Genomic DNA, 20,931 nt, shown 5'->3' with positions numbered 1-20,931 from the left:
CCCTCACCTTTTTCGCGTGCTCCCCATAATCAGTTGATGCTTCGAAGTCTCGATACGCGTAATCGCAGGCACCTGGCCCGAGTGAGACTCGATCATCAAGTATTGCTGGGTGCGCTCGGTGTCAAAAACCTGCCTTGCTGCCTCCATCTCATCAATCAACTGGCGATTGACTGCGTAGTAGCCACAGTTCGGACATTTAAACTCATCAAAACTGCCTACCGGATAAGCTTTCTCGGCGCTCTCGCCACATACGACACAGACAGTAATGCTCATGCGCACCTCCTTTTGAATGACCTATCAACTGTAGCTGATCACCTACCCCCATCAACCGCTCTACCGCCCGGGCATGACCCGGCATAGGAATCCGCATGAGCGAAATTCATCGCTACAACGTCGTGACAATGCTTTCTGAGGGAGGCAACACAATCGGTTACGACCCTCACGGCCCGGCGGTTGTTATGGCTTCAGAGTTTGACCGAGTCGCCGCTGAGCGTGACGCCCTGCAGCAGCGCCTGAACGCAGCGGATCAGCGGATTGATGACCTGACCGCCATGCCATCCGCCGCCGAGCGCCAACGTCTGACAGCAATCATCGAGCGATACCCGAACGGCGATCCGCTCGAATACGACGCCGCTGTTCGCAAAATCCAGCAGTAACTCCCTCCCCCTTCAAAGTCAGCCGCTATAGCGGCAAAGGATCCCCATGTCTGAGATAAAGGAACGGCCGATCTTGTTCTCGGCCCCGATGGTGCGCGCCATCCTGGAAGGCCGGAAGACGGTCACGCGGCGGCCGGTGAAAGGCGTCGGGCTGGTCTGGCTGGACAATTTCAACCCCGAGTACGTCGCCGATCCAGATAACAATCTCTGCCCCTACGGCAAGCCCGGCGATCGACTGTGGGTGCGCGAGACCTGGTACTGCGATCACTCCGAAGTCCAGCAGGGTCCATACCTGCAACCGGCGGACATGACGGATCTGGACGAAGCCCGGGAAAACGGTGATCTGGTGTACGCAGCTGATGGCCTGACGCCGTATGAGCAGGATCAGCCAAAGTGGAAGCCCAGCATCCACACACCGCGCTGGGTAAGCCGCATCCTGCTGGAGATCACCGCCGTGCGCGTCGAGCGCCTGCAGGATGGTGATGGGGAGACTGATTTTGAAAGTCGCTATATCGCCGAGGGCATTAACCGGATTCACCATGGCGATGGCGAGTACCACTACCACGCCTTCAAGGCTGAAGCGGGACCGGGCAACTGGAATGACCCCTTCGACGCCTGGCGCGAACTGTGGGTGTCGGTGAACGGCGCCGAATCATGGAACGCCAACCCGTGGGTCTGGGTCGTCGAGTTCAAGCGGGTGACGCCATGAAGCTGACAGCAAAACAGCAGAGCGTCCTCGATGAGCTGCGCAAGGTCGGCCGGGACAACGCATACCGATATCGCGACACTCAACCGCACCTGTACCAGACCGACTGCGAGAAGCTGGCCAGGGGTGACCAGGCGTGCGTGTTCGGCCTTGGCGGCCTGACCTATCAGGTAGGGTACCGCCTCGGGATCGCCGCTTCGTCCGTGCTGAGCATCTTCAAGGCGCTCCGGCGTAAGGGGCTGGTGATTCGTGAGGAGTCCTATCCGGACTACCAGCGAGCACGGTACTGGTGGCCGGTTGGATTGGCTGCGGAGCTCGCCGGCGAATTGTTGCCCGAGGTGACGCCATGATCGCCCTCGCCTGGTTCGCCTACGTGTACTGCTACAAGGGGCCGCGGTGATGAGCGCAGCAGCAAAAGTCCTCGACCCATGTAGCGCCAGCCGGATGATGTGGTTCGACAAGCAGGACCAGCGCGCACTGTTCGGCGATATCCGCGATGAGGAACACGTCCTTTGTGATGGTCGGGTGTTGAAGGTCGAGCCGAACGTCATCATGGACTTTCGCTCACTCCCCTTCGAAGACGGCACCTTCAAGCTGGTCGTCTTCGACCCGCCGCACCTTACCCGGGCCGGCGTCGATAGTTGGATGCGCGCCAAGTACGGCGTCCTTACGGCAGACTGGCGCGACGATATCACCAAGGGTTTTGCCGAGTGCTTTCGCGTGCTGGCCACCGACGGAATCTTAATCTTCAAATGGGCTGAAGCTCAGGTGCTTGTCAGCGAGCTGCTTGCCCTCACCGATGAAAAGCCCCTGTTCGGACACAAGTCCGGCAAACGTGAAAAAACGCACTGGATCACCTTCATGAAGCGCTGATCCGCCAGCAGCCTAAACCCTCTTCCACCTACCAGCCTGCCGGTGTACGGCGGGCGAGGAATACCGCATGCCTGAATTAACGTACGACGAGAAGCTGATCCACTACGCCACAGCCTCAAGAGCTTCAGCGGGGATCATCAGCCAGATCGAAAACGGCGACTTCGTAAATTACTGGTGCGGAAAGCTGCGCGGGAAGTTTGTGCAGGTCGGCCCCAGCTGGAAGGCCGCGACGAGACAGCAGGCAATCGAATCGGCTCGACAGTTCCGTGAGCAGTGCCGGACTGAAGCGAAAGCCAAAGGCTTGCTGACTGCATAACCCATCCCCACCTTCTGCCGCCACGCGCGGCATGGAGCATCATCATGGCAGCAGCAGAACAGATACCGGTTGAGTACCTGTCCGACAAGGTCGCTGAGAAAAACTTCGCGGAGATGGTCGGGACCACCCGGCGCGCGCTTCAGGGCAAGCGCCAACGCAACATCATCCCGAGAGGGGTGTGGAACGAAATCGATGGGCAGATCTATTACAGCATCAGGAGATATGAGGCATGGCTAGAAAGCCTTTGGGATTGCCCGCCGGAGTTGAATTCGCAGGTCAATCAGTCCGCATTCGCTTCACATGGAAGTTCCGGCGCTGCGAGACCCTCGCCTATTCCCAAACGCCAAAAGGCATCAAGGCAGCCGCAGATCTTCGCTCTACAGTAATCAGCCTCATCAAGCACGGCGTGATGGACGACCAGCGTTACGCCGAGCTGTTCCCAAACTCTACCTACTCCACCTATTCCGCGACGCCGTTGTTCGGCGGCTACGCGCAGACCTGGCTGGACAGCCGAGAAGTCGTCGGGGGAACCCGGAAAAATTACCGGATATCCCTAAACCTTTATTGGATGCCGCATCTGGCGCTGCTCCCGATCGATCAGATCAACTCTGCGATGATCCGGAAAATCGCCGCCGAGACGAAGTGGAAATCGTCGACGGTAAAACGGTCGGCGATTCAGCGCCTGCATACCATGTTCGAATGCGCAGTAAATGATGAGCTGATCACGCGGAACCCGGCCGGCTCAATCGAGTTGCCAGCGAAAGCGAAGAAACCGGTGGATCCTTTCACGGTGTCAGAGGCGGATGTGATCATCGCGCACCTATATAAGGTGCTGACCGGTTCGATGCAGGTGTACGCGGCCTACTTCGAGTTTGCGTTTTATACCGGCATGCGGCCGAGTGAGATAGCGGCGTTGCGCTGGGATGAAGTGGATACCGAGGGCCGTGTCGCCAACGTGTGCAGAATCGTGGCTGACTACAAGATCGAGGAGCGCACGAAAACCCGCGAGACGCGGCGAGTCATGCTGAACAGCAGGGCATTGAATGCGGTTGGGGTGGCCAAGGGAGTGGCCGAATTTAGGGCAAAACAGAGCCGGCGCCAGCACAAACAATCGCCGTATGTGTTCCCGCCAACTAAGAACTTTGAGTTCATTCAGCAAGCCAGCGTGACCGACAAACACTTCAAGGCAGCGCTGGTCGCTTTGAAGATCAGAGCCAGACGGCAATACAACTGCCGGCACACTTACGCTACCATGTGCCTAATGGCAGGCATGAACCTCGGGTTCATTGCGAATCAGCTCGGCCACAGCGTGCAAATGCTGCTGACGACATACGCCCGGTGGATCAACTCCAGTGAAGACTGGAGCGAAGTCGGGAAGCTAGAACAAAGCCTGATTGGTACAAAATTGGTACAGACCGAAACCGTACCCCTCTAGAACCCATACGGAATAAAGCTCTGTGACATTGGAACAGAATTACACCGCGATTCTCGGCCAATTGGGCGAGGACGTTTCCCGCGAGGGCCTGCTCGATACGCCCAAGCGTGCCGCCAAAGCCATGCAGTACCTCTGCCGCGGTTATGAACAGACACTGGAAGAAGTCACCAACGGTGCCTTGTTCAGCTCCGACAATAGCGAAATGGTGCTGGTGAAAGACATCGAGCTCTACTCGTTGTGCGAACACCACCTGCTGCCGTTCATCGGCAAGGCCCACGTCGCTTACATCCCGAGCGGCAAAGTACTGGGCCTGTCGAAAGTCGCGCGGATCGTCGATATGTATGCCCGCCGCCTGCAGATCCAGGAAAACCTCAGCCGCCAGATCGCCGATGCGGTCCAGCAAGTCACCGGCGCCCTGGGCGTTGCGGTGGTGATCGAGGCCAAACACATGTGCATGATGATGCGCGGTGTGGAGAAGCAGAATTCGTCGATGATCACCTCGGTGATGCTCGGTGAGTTCCGCGAAAACGCGGCCACTCGCAGCGAATTTCTCAGCCTGATCAAGTAATTCGCAACACAAGGAAAACCGGCACTCATCGCCGGTTTTTTTTAGCCTGTGAAAATCAGGTAAGCTGCGCGCCTTCTTTCGCCCCGTGAGGCTTGTACCGTGTTCGTTAAAGCGCTTCGTGTCGGCCTTGGCCAACTGATCATTTTCATCGACTTCATCACCCGCCCCGGCAAGAAGCAGCGCCCCGCCGCTGCTCAGGCTCAGGTCGAAACGGCCGCCAAAGGCCTGACCCTGTATCAGTTCCACGCCTGTCCGTTCTGCGTGAAAACCCGCCGCACCTTGCGCCGCTTGAATGTGCCGGTGGCGCTGCGTGATGCGAAGAACAACGAGCAGGATCGCCAGACGCTGCTGGAACAGGGTGGCAAGATCAAAGTGCCGTGTCTGCGGATTGAAGCGAATGGGCAGACGACCTGGATGTACGAGTCCAAGGTGATCATTGATTATCTGGATAAGCGATTTGCTGCCGCTTGAGGGTTTTGCGGTCAATTGACTGGCGCCTTCGTCGGATCGCCGCCCGGAACCAGCCCGCTCCCACCTTTGGAATGCGGTCGAATGTGGGAGCGGGCTTGCTCGCGAAGAGGCCAACCCGGACAGCTCACATCCCACCAACAATAAACCGGCCCTTGAGCCGGTTTATTCGTTTTCAGCCCCCGACGCGCCTCACCCTGAATGATGTCAAACCTTTAACCGCCTGCACATGAAAGCGAACTCTCCTGGCGATATATCCCAATCGCCAAACTTATAGTTAACAATACCTAAAACATTATTTGCATTTTTTGTATACAAAAGCATAATCCACTGCGTGCGAGTTCCTGACCAAGCAGTCAATAAATTCGCGAAATGCCTCAAAGGACCGTAACCACACTCACGGCCGGTCCTGGAAATAACAATAAAACTCTTGAGGAGTACTCGCTGTGGAAAGCCGAAAATCCGAAGCCCCGACGCTGGAACTCTCGCCGCCGTTACGCACTGGCTGGCTTGAGCGCATCTTCAAACTCAGCTTGCATGGCACCACGGTGAAGACCGAGCTGATTGCCGGTCTGACAACCTTCATCACCATGGCTTACATCATCTTCGTCAACCCCAACATCATGGCCGACGCCGGGATCGACCACGGCGCTGCATTCGTCGCCACTTGTATTGCAGCCGCACTGGGCTGCCTGTTGATGGGACTGTACGCCAACTGGCCGGTCGGCCTGGCGCCAGGCATGGGGCTCAACGCTTTCTTCACTTACACCGTGGTCGGTACCATGGGCTACAACTGGGAAACCGCCCTGGGTGCGGTGTTTGTGTCCGGCGTGTTGTTCATGATCCTGACCTTTTCCAGGATCCGTGAATGGCTGCTCAACAGCATTCCGGTCAGCCTGCGCTACGCCATGGGCGCCGGCGTGGGGTTGTTTCTCGGACTGATCGGCTTGAAAACCGCCGGCATCGTCGTCGACAGTCCGGCCACGCTGATCAAACTCGGCTCCTTGCGTGAACCTGGCCCGCTACTGGCGGCCATCTGCTTCCTGATGATCGCCGTGCTCAGCTATCACATAGTGTTTGGCGCGATCCTCATCAGTATCATCACTGTAACCCTCGCCGGTTGGGGCCTTGGTCTGGTGCACTACGAGGGCATCATGTCCGCGCCGCCAAGCCTGGCACCGACCTGGATGGCCATGAATGTCGCCGGCGTGTTCAACGTCAGCATGATCAGCGTGGTACTCGCTTTCCTCTTCGTGCACATGTTCGACACCGCCGGCACATTGATGGGCGTCGCCCAGCGCGCCAACCTGGTGAACGCAGACGGCCGGATCGAAAACCTTTCCCGGGCCATGAAAGCGGACAGCGCCTCCAGCGTATTCGGGGCGGTGGTCGGGGTTCCACCGGTCACCAGTTACGTTGAAAGTGCCGCGGGTGTTGCCGCGGGTGGTCGGACGGGTCTCACCGCAGTGACAGTAGGTGTGCTATTCATTGCGGCCATGTTTTTCGCGCCACTCGCCGGCATGATCCCCGCGTATGCGACCGCTGGAGCGCTGATTTATGTGGCGATGCTGATGATGGGCGGCATGGCGCACATCGAATGGGACGACGCGACCGACAGCATTCCGGCAATCGTCACCGCGATCATGATGCCGCTGACCTTTTCGGTCGCCGACGGCATCGCGCTGGGCTTCATCACCTATGTGGCGCTGAAGGCCGGCACCGGCAAGTACAAGGAAATTTCCGTCAGTCTGTGGGTACTCTGCGCAATCTTCATCGCCAAGTTCATTTTCTTGTAGGCCGTACAGGATTCAAAAACAGCCTCACCCCGCCGGGTGAGGCTTTTGTGCAAAGGGAGAAAAGTGATGAGTCTGGAAACCTGGCTGCTGTTCAGCGGCGCCGCGCTGGTGGTGATCCTGATCCCGGGGCCACTGTCATTGCTGATGATCAGCAACAGTCTGAATTTTGGTTTGCGTCGATCTTACCCCGCGTTTTTGGGAGGCGTGATCGCATCGATTTGCTTACTTAGTGCTTCCGCACTGGGTCTGGGTGCTTTGCTGCTGGCATCGGAACAACTGTTTAGCGCGCTGAAAATCGTTGGTGCGTTGTACCTCTTCTACCTCGCCTGGCAGAGCTGGCAGCAATCGCGCCAGCCATCGGTCGGCGCCCAGGTGCCTCTGGCGGCACCGGTGCCACGCTTTCGTGCCCTGTTCGGACGCGCCTTCGCACTGGGTGCGAGCAATCCGAAAGACATCCTGTTTTTCGCCGCTTTCCTGCCGCAATTCTTGAGCGCCGAGCAACCGTTCCTGCCGCAGTTGCTGGTGATGATTGCAACCTGGACGGTTTTGGATCTGCTATGCAAGATCGCCTACGGACTCGGTGCCCACGGTGCGGCAAAGTACTTGCGCACGGGTAAAGGCCAGAGCTGGTTCAACCGGATCAGTGCCGGCTTATTCAGTGGAGCAGGCGCCGCTTCTCTGTTGAGCGGGCACTGAAACCTCCCTCTTGGAGGGTTCCCATCCCGGCAGATTGAAGCCGCGGATGGGCTTCGACCAAGGTAACGGTGACGGCGTCATCGGCTGATACACACGCCATACATAGTTACCGCTGTACGAACATCACGCTTCCATAAAGTACGGGCCAACGTTTTTCATAACAGCCCCTACAAGGATGTACGTATGGCGAAACTCTTCACGTCTCCCGATGCAACAGACTATGACGCAATTATAGTCTCGGATATTGATCCGCGTTCTTTGGCGAAAGCCGATCAGGAGATTGCCGACTTTATCCGCAGCAACGGCGCGACAGCTCCGAAAGGCAAGTCCCCTCGATCCGCCAAAATACGGGAACGAGTGCTATGGGCCCTGGATCATTATTACGGGCCGCTCACTGTCGGCCAATTTACGGTCAGCCGCGTAGAGCTGCACCTCATGAATGCCACGGTTCACGGTGAACCGCTGGATATTGGCAATACCAACTTTCGCCGCACACCCCAGGCATTTATCGATGGTTTACGACTGAATCCGGCCGATGTCGAAACCCGTATCTGGGCGAGCGGCAACGCGGGCGACTACACAATACCCACGCTGCTGTTCGAGATTGCCACTCATCGCTCGGTCACCGCGCCACCCCTGTTTAACGAGGCGGAAGGTATTCACACGCAAAAAATAGACAGGCTTCTACAAGCCGCGCAGAAATTGGATATTCGCGATACCCGGCTGCCCGAGAATGTCCCTGGCTGGGTCAACAAACAAAAAAGCAAAGCCGTTAACAGCATGGGGGTCGGGCTTCAGGCTTTCGGCATCTACAGCGGTTTGATGGGTATCTCCGACGCTATCAAACGAGGCGATCGTACCGAAGCGGCGATCAGTGCTGGCGCGGTGGTGACGGAGCTGGGATCGCTGATCATCGAGCGCGGTCTGGTAAAAACTGCCCAGGAGCTGATCGAAAATGGCGCGCGCATCTACCAGGGTTTTTCCAAGACCCAGTTCGGGTTGTACCTGTCGCGCGCAGCAGGATTGATAGCAGGCGCACTTACCCTGCCCTTCGACCTCTATTTCGCAATCAAAGCGTTGAACGACGCCTCCCAGACTACCGGCAAGCAGGCTCTGGACCATTATGTCGCGGCGGGCATGAATCTGGCCGGCGCCGTACTGACCCTGATTCTCGGTACGGCGGCCATGGCCGGTTTCGCCCACGCAGGCCCGCTGGGCATCGCGGCGGCGGCCATTCTGATCACCGGATCGCAGATCTACAGCGCGGTTCGCCAGGTGGACGACATCGACGACTACATTGAACTGAGCGTCGATGAACGTCTGGTCACCGGTTTTCTTGCGTTCCTCAACCAAAGCCCTCCGCAGCGCATTCAGGACCGATACACCCTCGCAGTAACCACCGATCGGCACTCGAAAATACTGACGAACCGAGCTCGAAAGTGGCTCGACGGACAGATGAAGGACAGCGTCGAAGCCATCGTGAACGGCAAGTTTGAGGCGGGGCTGAAAGCCGCTCAAGTGTTCTGGTTCGAGCGGGATGCTCAAGGGCGCGAATCGACGCCTTCAAAGGAAATCAAGGAGCCGCAGGTTGAGGACGGCGACGACACCATCGACGCCCGCAACGGCATTCCTTCGGATCTTTCTGGCGTGGTGAAAGGGACTGACGGCGAATCGAAAGCCACGCTTTGGCTGCTGGGTGGTGGAAAAGACAACGTCATCGGTGTCGAAAAGAAACCCAATCATTTCAGTTTCGGGGCGGGCATCAAGCACCTGACAGGGGGTGAAAAAGATGACCATTTCCTGTTTGAAGGGGCCGCACAGGCACTCAAGGCGCGTTCGCCGGTTCAGGGAGAGAACCATCTTCTGGGACTGCAGGGCAACGACACATTGATATTTCAGGGCAATCTGGAAAGCCGCGACGTGACGACCTACACCGGTTTTGAAATTGATCTGGAAAACGGCCGGATCAGTCTCCTGAGCGATAGCGATGCGACGCCCTCCAGAGCTCACACAAAGATAGACAGCATCGAAAACGTCGAAACCCTGGCGGGTGCAAGCAACGTCGTAAAGGGCTCAGCCAGCGCCAACCGCATCGTCGCCAGAGGCTACGATCGAATCGACGCCGGCGACGGTGATGACACCATCTATCTGATGGGCGGCTACGGTCAAGCCGCGGGCGGTGCAGGCAACGATCACTATTACATTGCCCACAAAAGCGGCACCGTTTCGATCAGCGAGTCTGCGCTGGAAGAAAGCCTGATCATCATTGATTGGCCGTTTGAGAGCATTCAAGAATGGAACGTTGAAGACACCTCGCTGGTGGTTTCATCGCTGTGTGGAGAAAACGGCGAGTGGCCAGAAAGAAAGCTGATCATCAAAGACGTCTATAAGAATGTGGAAGGCAACCGCCAGTTCCAGCAGCAGAAATTGCGTTTCCTGACCCAAGACGGCTTTCAGCTCACCCCGGACTTTCCCGACGAATTGGAGGGCTACAGCGATCAAAGCATTGAAGTCTTGATGTTGGCGAAGGGACGACAGCCAGCACCCAGGATCATCAGCAGTCCGGAACATGATTTGTCCTCCGGGAAATTTCCACACTGTTTCATTGATCGCGACATCACCGAAACCGTCTTCAAAATAACTGAGAGAGGGGTAGATTCCCTTAATTGCATTCATATCGATTGCAACAGCGATGAGCTGGTTAATGCGCTGGCCAGCTACACGGTGAACGTCGTCAGACAACACAGCAATGACTACTTGACCTATAGCGACTTCACGCTGCAACTTCACTTTAAAAATAAAAAAGTACAATTTGAGAATCTTGTAACGACGATGTCGGATTCTTATACGAATATCAGAGGCACGTCATACATGGTGAAAGGGCTAAGACTCAATCAAGCCATAAACATTACCCTGCGCGACGGTGTCTCCTATCGGATAACCCCACCTCCACCCAACTATGTTGATGATGTAAAAACCCCCGGCGTCAAGCAGTTGGACGGGCAGCAGATGCTGAAGCGGCGCGCAGGTCGCTATTTGTTACTCACACCGCAAGACAGCAGAGCCATTGCGCTTGAACCCCACCCGCAGCGCGTCGAAATCCCTGCCCACGCGCAAAATACGATAACGCTGCTCGAAGGAACGGGTTCGACCTATCACGTCCATTTTCACGCAGACACCGTCCTGCGAATCACCACACCGGGTGCATTCAACAACACTTCTAATGCATCGACCTGGCATTTCTATTCCAGGTATCTGGACCCGGGCCTTATAAAGTTAGTGGCAAACAAATTAGTGATTGGACGGACTATCGTCCATCTCCCTGAATACAAAGACGTCGATACACCCGTCGAGGAAATTTTCGTCATCACTTCATCAGGCGTCATGTATGCCGTCGACCTGATATTCGAGCAGGTTTATCTCTACTCAACGAATCAAAAGTAGTAACGCAACATCCACGCAACTGTATTTCATAAATGGAGCTACACCATGGGCATGAAGCCACCGAAGAAAATTGTGAAAACTGATACACCGGACACCGATCCACCTTTCAGGCCCATCTCTGACGAGGACAGCACACTGTCCCGAGTTGATGTGGCCGGCCCCGGCATTGCCGCTCCCGGCACCAGCTCATCAAGTAATCGAAGGCCTGATAGCGAACCGGACAATGTTGCGCGACAACCGCAGGTCATGGTGGCGGATGTGTCCTCATCAGGACAATCCGCCACCAGCTCCGTCGTCGCGAGATCCGAAATCAGCTTTCTGCCAACCCTGCTTGCCGCGAGCCTGCCCGCCCCGCTCGCCAACGGATTGCGTTATGGCAAACGCCAGACGGTCTATGCAGAAATCGAAAACGAAGGCATCACTCTCGTGCGGCGCCGAAACAGCGACGAATACCAGGCGACATCGGCCAATGAGCTGATCGCTACAGGTCCGGTGCTTGAAAGAGTCAGCGGGACGCCATTCTGGCGGAGAAAAGATCCGGCAGACGGCAACCACCTTGCCGTTGACTCCTCCGCAGACGAACAACCCGGACCGAGCACGCGCAAGCGTCCACGTGTGGATGAGGATACTGACACTGCATCTGAAACGGACTCCCTTATCGCGCAGCTTTCTGCGCAGAACGCCGGGCCTCTGGACCTGTCTTCGGCGTTGTGGCGAAACTGGGGGACTTCGACAAAACCCCATGCAGTGGAAACCCTGGAGATCGACGGACTGCACTATCGGGTAGTGCCTCGCGGATGGCCGGAACAAACCGGCCTCGCTTTGCTGGAACACCCAAGGTTTTCGCCCGCTCGCTACGAAGCTTTCGAACGGATGCTACAAGACGATTCGTCGTTGCAACCCAGATGGGCGGTAAAAAATTCAAACGGCAAGTGGGAGGTGCTGGAAAACCACCTTCCCTTTGACAAGAGCCTTACAGGATATGTAGCCGACACCTTCAGGGATTTCTCGGAGGCTTCACTGACGACCGTCGCAAGAACTTTGTTCAATAGGGCCGATCATTCCGAAGTGATCAACAAAAGCGGCCTTATGGTCTTGAAACAGACCTTTCGTAATTGGGCTGACGCGAACAATGCCCACATCCCTCGACGCGAATTGGCCGACCCGTTGCTAATGCTGCCTGTCATACCCAGAACGATCAACAATGGCTGGATAGCACTGACCCCTCCCGACGCTTCTGGTGCATTGCGACGGCTGGACTTTGCCCCCGAGCATTTCCCTGGGGAATGGCGAAACTTCGCCGCCGCCCCTTCGGATTACAACCTCAAACGGTTGGTCGGCAGCGTACTGGTGCGTAACGGGTACGACGTTTTTCCTTTGACGAGCGAACACCGCTGGCCAACGCTGGTTTTCACACGAGTCAACCACGATGCCGTTTTCTTCTTGAAACTCGGCCGTATCCAGGGCGACGCCGTCAGGGATATCACCCCACCGGGCAATGAGCTTTCCGACCCACTCCTGGCAAGCCGGATCGGCGAATCCGCACGATCAGCGCTACGCACTGCTTACGATCAGAACAAAGTGGTGTGGTTGCTTGGAGGCACCCAAATAACCGCCTCGGGTTGGCAGTCGGTATTCATGATCAGAGAAGGCTGACACTCATTTTTCGTCTCGCCGGTGGTGCCGGCGAGAACCGCCGGGCACACGCCCGCATTCGTTCGACACAACCGAAATCTTTAACAGCAGGTTTTCACGTGAGCCCAAAACACCCTATTCGAACCCATGCCCCCGGGACTTCCAATGAAGGTCCCACTGGCATACGCGACAAGGCGCCGGACTATTTACCCAGGCGCCCCGTCAACACACAGAGCCCTGAACCCGGCCATGCACAGGCACATCAGTTTCCGGAGCGTGCTCCACTGCCGGATGCCCCGCCATCGGGGATCGAGGTCATTAACCTCCCGATAGGGATACAGATCCGTCGGGCCTCCACCGAGCGTTCAATAAGCGATTATTATCTGGCGCCGAAACTGGTAGACAGGTTGCCCGCCCCGGACCCGGAAACCGGCATTCGATCGATTAGTTCCGGACGCCAATACGTCGATCTGGTGGACGGAGGCACGGTGCCACTGGGCAATGATTCAGAAGGACATTACCGGGCGAAACAGATGACCGAACTGGAGCCTGCCGGCCCACGACTTGAACGCGTGGCAGGGACGCCAACATGGCGCAGGGTTGACCGGAACAGCGTAAGCATGGCGGACTCGGAACTGATCGTTTCACGCGTAAGGCAAGGGGACGGACAAGAGGAAGCGGGACCGTCCAAGCGCCCTCGCCCGATGGACTCATCCTCCGAGCCCTGGAAAGACTGGGGCCTCAGTCCTCAACATGCTTCACCCGACGATGTCACCATCGATGGCGTTCGCTACAAGACGCTGCCGCGCAGTGACACGCCAAACCATCCCGTTGTTTACATCAAGAACCCTGCACACTTGGTTTACGACTTCGATTTGATGCAGGTAACGCTCAAGCGAGACATCAACCAACAGCCCCGAGGCGCTATACAAATCCCGCCGACCCACCATTGGGAAATCGATCCGAATCTGCCGTTTGGAGGACCGTTCACCGACTATGTCGCCACGTATTTTCCAGAGTTGACCGCAGACTCTCTGTTGAACGTCGCCAGAAAACAGTTTTCGCTCGCCAACGGTTCCGATATTGCAACGGGCGCCGGATTGACGACCCTCAGGCAAGTGTTCAATGACTGGAAGACGCGCGGCAACACACCACGGCCGGAGCTGATTGATCCGCTGCTCATGCTCCCAGTCGTGCCGATGTCGCCGGGCAAAGGAACAGCCCGGGTTTTAGAGCTGCCTGTCCTTTCCGATCAAGCGCCTTTGCAGCGATTGACCTTTGATCCGCGCAAGTTCTACGCAGATTGGGACTACTTCGCCAACTCGACGCAATATGGCGGAGATATCAAGCGATTCATGGCCAGCCTGTTGACTCGCAACGGTTACACCGTATTTGAGCCCACCACCGCGCAGTCCTACCCAACGCTGATATTCCAGCGGACAGAGCATGATTTTGTGTTCTACATGAGCCTGCATCGCGTTCACGGCAAAAAAATTCATATTCCATCGACCAGCGATCAGGGTTTCGCCCCTCACCGGCTGCTGGAGCTGATTGGAGTGCCGGCGATGCGAGCGGTTGCAAGCGCGGAAGCCGCCAACAAACTGATCTGGTTGAAGGGTGGAAGTCACATTTCAACGGACCGCCCGGACTCTGTGTTTATCGTGCGATCCGAAGATCCAAGGAGATAAAACGCCGCGCAAAAAAAGCCCGCAGTGTGAGCGGGCGAAAGACCAAAGAAGCTATATGCGCAGTCGCTTCAATGTGGAGGAAGCTGCTTGGGGGATCAGCTTCCTCGGTACGTGGAATAGCTGTACGGCGAAATCAGCAGGGGGACGTGGTAGTGATCCTGTTCCGCAGAAATGCCGAAACGCAGCACCACGACATCGAGGAACGCAGGTTCCGGCAACTGAACGCCACGGGCGCGGTAGTAATCCCCCGCATGAAACTGGACCTGATAGACCCCGGTGCGGTAGCCGTCGCCTTGCAGCAACGGTGCATCGACGCGGCCATCGCTGTTGGTGACCGCACTGGCGACGAGTTCCAGTTGCGAGCCTTCAACGCGGTACAGCTCGACCTTGATCGAGCTGCCCGGGCAACCGTGTGCAGCGTCCAAAACGTGTGTAGTCAAACGTCCCATTGATTCTGCGCGCCTGACTGCCAGAAGCAGTCAGACCTCGCGCCTCCCGAAGTCAGTTAAAAAGGAGACCGCACCGATTCGGAGCACGAAAAGCTGCGGCGAGCGACTGATTAAGACACTTTTTAAAGAGATTGTACACAATAAAAACGACGTTTTTAGCCGCTTCCCCGCCAGCCGGGGATTTTCAGTGAATCTGCCGTTGAACCACGGGATCAATGGACCTTCCATCCTTTAGCTGACCAATCAGGCAGGTTTCTTGCACTAACACCTGAAGATGACGGCTGATGAAAAATGCGAAAATTTAGGCTTACAAAGTGGATATAAAGTTGTATACAATCAGCCCATCGCTGTGACGCCAGCCTGTCTTCTGATCACCAGGCCGACACGCAACCCCTGACTTTGTATAAGCACAAACAAGAAGGAAGACTGCAGTGAGCGCTGACTATCCACGCGACCTGATCGGTTACGGCAGTAACCCTCCTCACCCCCACTGGCCGGGCAACGCCCGAATCGCCCTGTCCTTCGTGCTCAATTACGAAGAAGGCGGCGAGCGCAATATCCTGCACGGCGATGAAGAATCCGAAGCCTTCCTCTCGGAAATGGTCTCGGCGCAGCCGCTGCAAGGCGCGCGCAACATGAGCATGGAATCCCTTTACGAGTATGGCAGCCGCGCCGGCGTCTGGCGGATTTTGAAACTGTTCACGGAATTCGACATACCGCTAACTATCTTCGCCGTGGCCATGGCCGCCCAACGCCATCCGGATGTGATCCGCGCCATGGTCGCTGCCGGGCACGAGATCTGCAGCCACGGCTACCGCTGGATCGACTATCAGTACATGGACGAAGCGCAGGAACGCGAGCACATGCTCGAAGCGATCCGCATCCTCACCGACATCACTGGTGAACGTCCGCTGGGCTGGTACACCGGTCGCACCGGTCCGAACACCCGTCGCCTGGTGATGGAAGAAGGCGGTTTCCTCTACGACAGCGACACCTACGACGACGACCTGCCCTACTGGGAACCGAACAACCCAACCGGCAAGCCACATCTGGTGATTCCGTACACCCTGGACACCAACGACATGCGCTTCACCCAGGTCCAGGGTTTCAACAAGGGCGACGATTTCTTTGAATACCTCAAAGATGCCTTCGACGTATTGTACGCGGAAGGCACCGAAGCGCCGAAAATGCTCTCGATCGGTCTGCACTGTCGCCTGATCGGCCGTCCGGCGCGTCTGGCCTCGCTCAAGCGCTTTATCGAATACGCTAAAAGTCATGAACAGGTGTGGTTCAGCCGCCGCGTCGACATCGCTCGCCACTGGCAGCAAACCCACCCGTACCAAGGGGCTGTCCAATGAGCACCTTTCAAACGCTGAAACCCTCGACCCTGAGCCGCGACGCGTTTGTCGCCGCTTTCGCCGACATCTACGAACATTCGCCATGGGTCGCCGAAAAAGCCTTCGATCTGGGCCAGGACGCTTCGATCGACGAGATCGAAACCCTGCACCAGCGCATGAGCGACATCCTGTTGAGCACCGATCACGAAAGCCAGCTGGCCCTGATCAACGCTCACCCGGACCTGGCCGGCAAAGCCGCCGTCCAGGGCCAGCTGACCGAAGCCAGCACGAATGAACAGGCTGGCGCCGGTATTCACCAATGCACGGCCGAAGAGTTTCAACGCTTCACCGAGCTGAACGACGCCTACAAAGCCAAGTTCAAGTTTCCCTTCATCATGGCGGTAAAAGGCAGCAACCGGCATCAGATCCTCGCGGCGTTCGAAACACGCATTCACAACTCGGCCGACACCGAATTCAAATGTGCGTTGGCGGAGATCAACAAGATCGCCCTGTTCCGATTACTGACCCTATAGCGAGCAGCTCTTGTGAAAAACCCGGGTGTTAAAAACGCGATGTAACCCAAGGGCACTGCAAGCATCCCAAGCCAACTTATTAAAGGCAGACAAGAAGAATGAAAGCTTACGCCGTACCTTTCGAGAAGTTCGTCAACCTGGCCGACGCCCGTCTGGGCACCAAAATCATCTCGGTCACCGATGACTGGTTTGCAGACGCCAACCGTCTTTTCCAGCCGACCCCGGCCGTATGGAAAGAAGGCGTGTTCGATGACAACGGCAAGTGGATGGACGGCTGGGAGTCGCGCCGCAAGCGCTTCGAAGGCTACGACAGCGCGGTGATCCGTCTGGGCGTTCCGGGTTCGATCAAAGGCGTGGACATCGACACTTCATTCTTCACCGGCAACTTTCCGCCGTCGGCTTCGCTGGAAGCCTGCTTCCTGGCCTCGGGCGAACCGGACGACAACACCCAGTGGACGGAAGTGCTGTCCGCCGTCGAGCTGCAAGGCAACAGCCACCACTACCACGAAATCAGCAATGATCAGGCTTTCAGCCACCTGCGCTTCAACATCTACCCGGATGGTGGCGTGGCCCGTCTGCGTGTTTACGGTGTTCCGTTCCGCGACTGGTCTGCTGTGGGTGACAACGAGCAGGTCGACCTGGCCGCAGCCCTCAACGGTGGCCGCGCCCTCGCCTGCTCCGACGAACACTTCGGCCGCATGAGCAACATCCTCAACCCGGGCCGTGGCATCAACATGGGCGACGGCTGGGAAACCGCGCGTCGTCGCACGCCGGGCAATGACTGGGTGATCGTCGCACTGGGTCATGCCGGCGAGATCGAGAAAGTCATCGTCGACACCCTGCATTTCAAGGGCAACTACCCGGACACGTGCTCGATTCAGGGTGCGTTCGTCAAGGGCGGTACCGACAGCCAGATCGAAACCCAATCGCTGTTCTGGCGCGAACTGCTGCCTGCGCAGAAGCTGGAAATGCACGCCGAACACACCTTTGCCGAGCAGATCAAGGCGCTGGGGCCAATCACCCACATCCGTCTGAACGTGTTCCCGGACGGTGGTGTGAGCCGCCTGCGCGTTCTCGGCAAGGTCGCGAAGTAAGCGGTGAGGCCATTCGCGAGCAAGCCCGCTCCCACAGGGGAATGCATTCCAAATGTGGGAGCGGGCTTGCTCGCGAAGACGTCAAAACTAACAACACAGAATTCGGAAAAGAAGACCAGCATGCGCACACTGACCATTGAACCGCTGACCAAAGAAGCCTTCGCCCCTTTCGGTGACGTGATCGAAACCGACGGCAGCGAGCACTTCATGATCAACAACGGTTCGACCATGCGCTTTCACAAACTGGCGACGGTGCAAACCGCCACGCCAGAGGACAACGCGATCATCAGCATTTTCCGCGCCGACGCGCAGGACATGCCGCTGACCGTCTGCATGCTGGAGCGTCACCCGCTGGGCAGCCAGGCTTTCATTCCGCTGCTCGGCAACCCCTTTCTGATCGTGGTTGCGCCACTTGGCGATGAACCTGTATCAGGCTTGGTCCGCGCCTTCGTCACCAACGGCAGGCAGGGCATCAATTACCATCGCGGCGTCTGGCACCACCCGGTGCTGACGATCGAAAAGCGGGATGACTTCCTGGTGGTTGATCGCAGTGGCACAGGTAATAACTGCGATGAGCATTTTTTCAAAGAGGATGAGCGTTTGATCCTCGCCCCCCACCAATAAGAGAAGGTCTGATCACTCGACAACAGAGTGACAGGCGAGAGGTAAAGACTGTGGAAGCACATCTGTTGGAATGGCTGAACCTGAGCGTGCGCTGGGTTCACATGATTACTGGCGTGGCCTGGATCGGTGCGTCGTTCTATTTCGTCTGGCTGGAAAACAACCTCAATCGGGTCAACCCGAAAAGTGGTCTGGCCGGTGATTTGTGGGCGATCCACGGCGGCGGCATCTACCACCTGGAAAAATACAAACTGGCCCCACCGACCATGCCGGACAACCTGCACTGGTTCAAATGGGAAGCCTACTTCACTTGGCTGTCGGGGGTCGCGCTGCTGTGCGTGGTGTTCTACTCCAACCCGACGTTGTACCTGCTGGCACCGGGAAGCAGCCTGACCGGCCCTGAAGGTGTTGCCCTGGGCATTGCCTCGTTGTTCATCGGCTGGTTCGTCTACTCCTTCCTCTGCGACTCGGCCCTGGGCAAACGCCCTGCGCTGCTCGGCTTCATCCTGTTCGTGCTGATCATCGGCGCTGCGTACGGCTTCAGCAAAGTGTTCAGCGGCCGCGGTGCGTACCTGCACGTCGGCGCGATCATTGGCACCGTCATGGTCGGCAACGTGTTCCGTATCATCATGCCGGCGCAGCGCGCACTGGTGGCGGCGATTGCCGAGAACCGCACGCCGGATCCGGCGTTGCCGGCCAAAGGCTTGCTGCGTTCACGTCACAACAACTACTTCACCTTGCCGGTGCTGTTCATCATGATCAGCAACCACTTCCCGAGCACCTACGGCAGTCAGTACAACTGGCTGATCCTGGCCGGGATCGCGGTGCTGGCGGTGCTGGTGCGTCATTACTTCAACACCCGTCACGACAGCCACAAGTTTGCCTGGACCCTGCCCGCCGCAGCGGTGGGCATGATTTGCCTGGCCTACGTGACCGGCCCGGCGCAAATGCCGAGCGCACCTGAAGTGGCCAAGGCAGCGGGCACCATCGAGTACCAGCCACTGCCGGAAACCGCCCTCGGCGGCGGAGGCAAAGCTGCCGTTGCGAAACCGGCTGAAGCGCCGGCTCAAGCCGCCAACGCCGCACCGGGTTTCGACCAGGTGCATAACGTGATCCAGGAACGTTGCACCGTGTGCCATTCGGCCAAACCGACCAGCCCGCTGTTCAGCGCCGCACCGGCCGGCGTGATGTTCGACACCCCCGAGCAGATCCGCCAGAACGCGGCGCGCATCCAGGCTCAAGCGGTCACGAGTCAGATCATGCCACTGGGAAACATCACCCAGATGACCCAGCAGGAACGTGACCTGATCGGCGCGTGGATTGTTCAGGGAGCCCCGACCAACTAAGCAACACCAAGCCCTGTGACAAGCGGGCTTTTGTGGCGAGGGAGCTTGCTCCCGCTGGACTGCGCAGCAGTCCCATTGTGGGGCCGCTTCGCGACCCAGCGGGAGCAAGCTCCCTCGCCACAGATCACCCTGACGCAAAAAATCACAACAATAAAAAAAATCCGAGGTGTTGCATGTCCGAGCTATCCCAAGCGCGCATCCCCGACGCACCCGCCATTCAATTCAACGACTGCCAAGCTCACTCGAACTAACAGGCACGACACAAAACCTGTGGGAGCGGGCTTGCTCGCGAAAGCGGTGTATCAGTCAACGGTCGTTTTGAAGCTGATGGCCTCTTCGCGAGCAAGCCCGCTCCCACAGGTCGGTGGCTGCCTGCGCCTCAACAATAAAAACAAAAGGGAGCAACAGATGATTCGGACGCAGAAAAACATGCTGTTGGGCGGTGGTTTTCTGGCCGCCAGCCAAGCCATGGCCGGCGATTTTTTGCTGTGGCAGACCAACAGCCTGAGCTATTTGTACGGCAAGAACTTCGCGATCAACCCGTCGATCCAGCAGACAGTGACGTTTGAGCACGCCGATAAATGGAAGTACGGCGACAACTTCCTGTTCGTCGACAAGATCTTCTATAACGGCCAGGAAGACCGTAATAAAGGTCCGCACGCGTTCTACGGCGAGTTCAGCCCACGCCTGTCCTTCGGCAAGATCTTCGACCGCCGTTTCGAATACGGCCCGATCAAAGACGTGTTGCTCGCCATGACTTACGAGTATGGCGAAGGCGAAAGTGAGGCCTACCTTATCGGCCCCGGTTTCGATCTCGCCGTACCAGGCTTCAACTATTTCACGTTGAACTTCTATCGCCGCCAGACCGAAGGTCCGCGCCCCGGCGATGGTGTCTGGCAGATCACGCCCGCCTGGTCCTACCGCATTCCCGTAGGCAACTCGGATCTGTTGATCGACGGTTACCTGGACTGGGTGGTGGACAACGATCAGAACGCTCGCGGCACCTACCACGCCAACCTGCACATCAATCCGCAGATCAAATATGACCTCGGCAAAGCGCTGGGCTGGAGTCAGAAACAGTTCTACGTCGGTACTGAATACAGCTATTGGAAAAACAAGTACGGAGTCGAAAACAGCGCGAACCTCGACACCCACCAAAACACCGCCAGCCTGCTGGTGAAGGTGCATTTTTAAGATGGCCCGCAACCGTGCCCCACACCTGTCGTCGGTGCGCCGTTGCGGGGCACTTGAGACCTGGCCAAGGAGTCAG

At 57.4% G+C, this 20,931-nt stretch carries 21 protein-coding genes; 19 read left to right on the top strand and 2 right to left on the bottom strand.

Features of this window, described 5'->3' with window-relative positions; genetic code table 11:
• Window positions 1–3: 3 nt before the first annotated feature.
• The gene (locus ACYZT9_RS10350; RefSeq protein ID WP_462009695.1) at window positions 4–273 is read right to left on the bottom strand and encodes a hypothetical protein; all 270 of its coding nucleotides are present in this window, start codon (window positions 271–273) and stop codon (window positions 4–6) included.
• A gap of 95 nt (window positions 274–368) precedes the next feature.
• Between ACYZT9_RS10350 and ACYZT9_RS10345 the strand changes: the two genes are divergently transcribed.
• From ACYZT9_RS10345 to ACYZT9_RS10285, 13 genes are all read left to right on the top strand, one after another.
• The gene (locus ACYZT9_RS10345; RefSeq protein WP_462009694.1) at window positions 369–656 is read left to right on the top strand and encodes a hypothetical protein; all 288 of its coding nucleotides are present in this window, start codon (window positions 369–371) and stop codon (window positions 654–656) included.
• A gap of 46 nt (window positions 657–702) precedes the next feature.
• Entirely contained in the window at window positions 703–1,365 is a 663-nt protein-coding gene (locus tag ACYZT9_RS10340; protein ID WP_462009693.1) for a hypothetical protein, read from the top strand.
• Window positions 1,362–1,712, top strand: coding sequence for a hypothetical protein (locus ACYZT9_RS10335; protein ID WP_462009692.1), 351 nt, complete (start codon window positions 1,362–1,364; stop codon window positions 1,710–1,712). The genes ACYZT9_RS10340 and ACYZT9_RS10335 overlap by 4 nt, the downstream gene beginning before the upstream one ends.
• A 49-nt stretch (window positions 1,713–1,761) precedes the next feature.
• Window positions 1,762–2,235, top strand: a complete 474-nt coding sequence (locus tag ACYZT9_RS10330; RefSeq protein WP_462009691.1) for an SAM-dependent methyltransferase — start codon at window positions 1,762–1,764, stop codon at window positions 2,233–2,235.
• A 67-nt stretch (window positions 2,236–2,302) separates the two neighbouring features.
• Window positions 2,303–2,551, top strand: coding sequence for a hypothetical protein (locus tag ACYZT9_RS10325; protein WP_462009690.1), 249 nt, complete (start codon window positions 2,303–2,305; stop codon window positions 2,549–2,551).
• A gap of 229 nt (window positions 2,552–2,780) precedes the next feature.
• Complete coding sequence (locus ACYZT9_RS10320) at window positions 2,781–3,986, top strand: tyrosine-type recombinase/integrase (RefSeq protein WP_462009689.1); 1,206 nt, start codon at window positions 2,781–2,783, stop codon at window positions 3,984–3,986.
• A 22-nt stretch (window positions 3,987–4,008) separates the two neighbouring features.
• Window positions 4,009–4,554, top strand: coding sequence for a GTP cyclohydrolase I FolE (gene folE, locus ACYZT9_RS10315; protein WP_010456659.1), 546 nt, complete (start codon window positions 4,009–4,011; stop codon window positions 4,552–4,554).
• Window positions 4,555–4,653: 99 nt separating this feature from the next.
• The gene (locus tag ACYZT9_RS10310) at window positions 4,654–5,025 is read left to right on the top strand and encodes a glutathione S-transferase N-terminal domain-containing protein (RefSeq protein ID WP_462009688.1); all 372 of its coding nucleotides are present in this window, start codon (window positions 4,654–4,656) and stop codon (window positions 5,023–5,025) included.
• A gap of 443 nt (window positions 5,026–5,468) precedes the next feature.
• Window positions 5,469–6,818 (top strand): NCS2 family permease, encoded by a 1,350-nt coding sequence (locus tag ACYZT9_RS10305; RefSeq protein ID WP_462009687.1) that lies wholly within the window; start codon window positions 5,469–5,471, stop codon window positions 6,816–6,818.
• 66 nt (window positions 6,819–6,884) lie between these two features.
• Window positions 6,885–7,514, top strand: a complete 630-nt coding sequence (locus tag ACYZT9_RS10300; protein ID WP_462009686.1) for a LysE family translocator — start codon at window positions 6,885–6,887, stop codon at window positions 7,512–7,514.
• A gap of 183 nt (window positions 7,515–7,697) precedes the next feature.
• A complete protein-coding gene (locus tag ACYZT9_RS10295; RefSeq protein WP_462009685.1) occupies window positions 7,698–10,958 on the top strand; it encodes a calcium-binding protein in 3,261 nt (1,086 codons plus the stop codon).
• 45 nt (window positions 10,959–11,003) lie between these two features.
• Complete coding sequence (locus ACYZT9_RS10290) at window positions 11,004–12,614, top strand: hypothetical protein (RefSeq protein ID WP_462009684.1); 1,611 nt, start codon at window positions 11,004–11,006, stop codon at window positions 12,612–12,614.
• Window positions 12,615–12,712: 98 nt separating this feature from the next.
• Window positions 12,713–14,281: a hypothetical protein gene (locus tag ACYZT9_RS10285; protein ID WP_462009683.1), complete on the top strand. Its 1,569-nt coding sequence runs from the start codon at window positions 12,713–12,715 to the stop codon at window positions 14,279–14,281.
• Window positions 14,282–14,376: 95 nt separating this feature from the next.
• On the opposite strand, the gene uraH is transcribed toward ACYZT9_RS10285, so the two are convergent.
• Window positions 14,377–14,730, bottom strand: coding sequence for a hydroxyisourate hydrolase (gene uraH, locus ACYZT9_RS10280; RefSeq protein WP_462009682.1), 354 nt, complete (start codon window positions 14,728–14,730; stop codon window positions 14,377–14,379).
• Between the two features lie 431 nt (window positions 14,731–15,161).
• Here uraH and puuE point away from each other — a divergent pair, with 431 nt between their 5' ends.
• From puuE to ACYZT9_RS10250, 6 genes are all read left to right on the top strand, one after another.
• Entirely contained in the window at window positions 15,162–16,088 is a 927-nt protein-coding gene (gene puuE / locus ACYZT9_RS10275) for an allantoinase PuuE (RefSeq protein WP_462009681.1), read from the top strand.
• Window positions 16,085–16,600, top strand: a complete 516-nt coding sequence (gene uraD / locus ACYZT9_RS10270; RefSeq protein WP_462009680.1) for a 2-oxo-4-hydroxy-4-carboxy-5-ureidoimidazoline decarboxylase — start codon at window positions 16,085–16,087, stop codon at window positions 16,598–16,600. The genes puuE and uraD overlap by 4 nt, the downstream gene beginning before the upstream one ends.
• A 98-nt stretch (window positions 16,601–16,698) precedes the next feature.
• On the top strand, window positions 16,699–17,694 hold the full coding sequence (gene alc / locus ACYZT9_RS10265) for an allantoicase (protein WP_348123679.1): 996 nt from the start codon (window positions 16,699–16,701) through the stop codon (window positions 17,692–17,694).
• A gap of 120 nt (window positions 17,695–17,814) precedes the next feature.
• Window positions 17,815–18,318 carry an ureidoglycolate lyase gene (locus ACYZT9_RS10260; protein WP_462009679.1) on the top strand — a complete coding sequence of 168 codons (504 nt, stop codon included), beginning with the start codon at window positions 17,815–17,817 and terminating at the stop codon, window positions 18,316–18,318.
• Window positions 18,319–18,368: 50 nt separating this feature from the next.
• Entirely contained in the window at window positions 18,369–19,661 is a 1,293-nt protein-coding gene (locus ACYZT9_RS10255; RefSeq protein ID WP_462009678.1) for a urate hydroxylase PuuD, read from the top strand.
• A gap of 408 nt (window positions 19,662–20,069) precedes the next feature.
• Window positions 20,070–20,855, top strand: coding sequence for an outer membrane protein OmpK (locus tag ACYZT9_RS10250; protein WP_462009677.1), 786 nt, complete (start codon window positions 20,070–20,072; stop codon window positions 20,853–20,855).
• Window positions 20,856–20,931: the final 76 nt, after the last annotated feature.

It is taken from the genome of Pseudomonas sp. ZT5P21, assembly GCF_054897785.1.
This window is presented reverse-complemented; position numbering and strand designations above follow the sequence as displayed.

Coding starts and splice junctions, on each gene's coding strand:
- ACYZT9_RS10330 (WP_462009691.1), top strand. CDS start 1,762: ATGAGCGCAGCAGCAAAAGTCCTCGACCCATGTAGCGCCAGCCGGATG.
- ACYZT9_RS10320 (WP_462009689.1), top strand. CDS start 2,781: ATGGCTAGAAAGCCTTTGGGATTGCCCGCCGGAGTTGAATTCGCAGGT.
- ACYZT9_RS10290 (WP_462009684.1), top strand. CDS start 11,004: ATGGGCATGAAGCCACCGAAGAAAATTGTGAAAACTGATACACCGGAC.
- ACYZT9_RS10350 (WP_462009695.1), bottom strand. CDS start 273: ATGAGCATTACTGTCTGTGTCGTATGTGGCGAGAGCGCCGAGAAAGCT.
- ACYZT9_RS10325 (WP_462009690.1), top strand. CDS start 2,303: ATGCCTGAATTAACGTACGACGAGAAGCTGATCCACTACGCCACAGCC.
- uraD (WP_462009680.1), top strand. CDS start 16,085: ATGAGCACCTTTCAAACGCTGAAACCCTCGACCCTGAGCCGCGACGCG.
- ACYZT9_RS10340 (WP_462009693.1), top strand. CDS start 703: ATGTCTGAGATAAAGGAACGGCCGATCTTGTTCTCGGCCCCGATGGTG.
- ACYZT9_RS10300 (WP_462009686.1), top strand. CDS start 6,885: ATGAGTCTGGAAACCTGGCTGCTGTTCAGCGGCGCCGCGCTGGTGGTG.
- ACYZT9_RS10335 (WP_462009692.1), top strand. CDS start 1,362: ATGAAGCTGACAGCAAAACAGCAGAGCGTCCTCGATGAGCTGCGCAAG.
- ACYZT9_RS10250 (WP_462009677.1), top strand. CDS start 20,070: ATGATTCGGACGCAGAAAAACATGCTGTTGGGCGGTGGTTTTCTGGCC.
- ACYZT9_RS10260 (WP_462009679.1), top strand. CDS start 17,815: ATGCGCACACTGACCATTGAACCGCTGACCAAAGAAGCCTTCGCCCCT.
- uraH (WP_462009682.1), bottom strand. CDS start 14,730: ATGGGACGTTTGACTACACACGTTTTGGACGCTGCACACGGTTGCCCG.
- ACYZT9_RS10345 (WP_462009694.1), top strand. CDS start 369: ATGAGCGAAATTCATCGCTACAACGTCGTGACAATGCTTTCTGAGGGA.
- alc (WP_348123679.1), top strand. CDS start 16,699: ATGAAAGCTTACGCCGTACCTTTCGAGAAGTTCGTCAACCTGGCCGAC.
- ACYZT9_RS10295 (WP_462009685.1), top strand. CDS start 7,698: ATGGCGAAACTCTTCACGTCTCCCGATGCAACAGACTATGACGCAATT.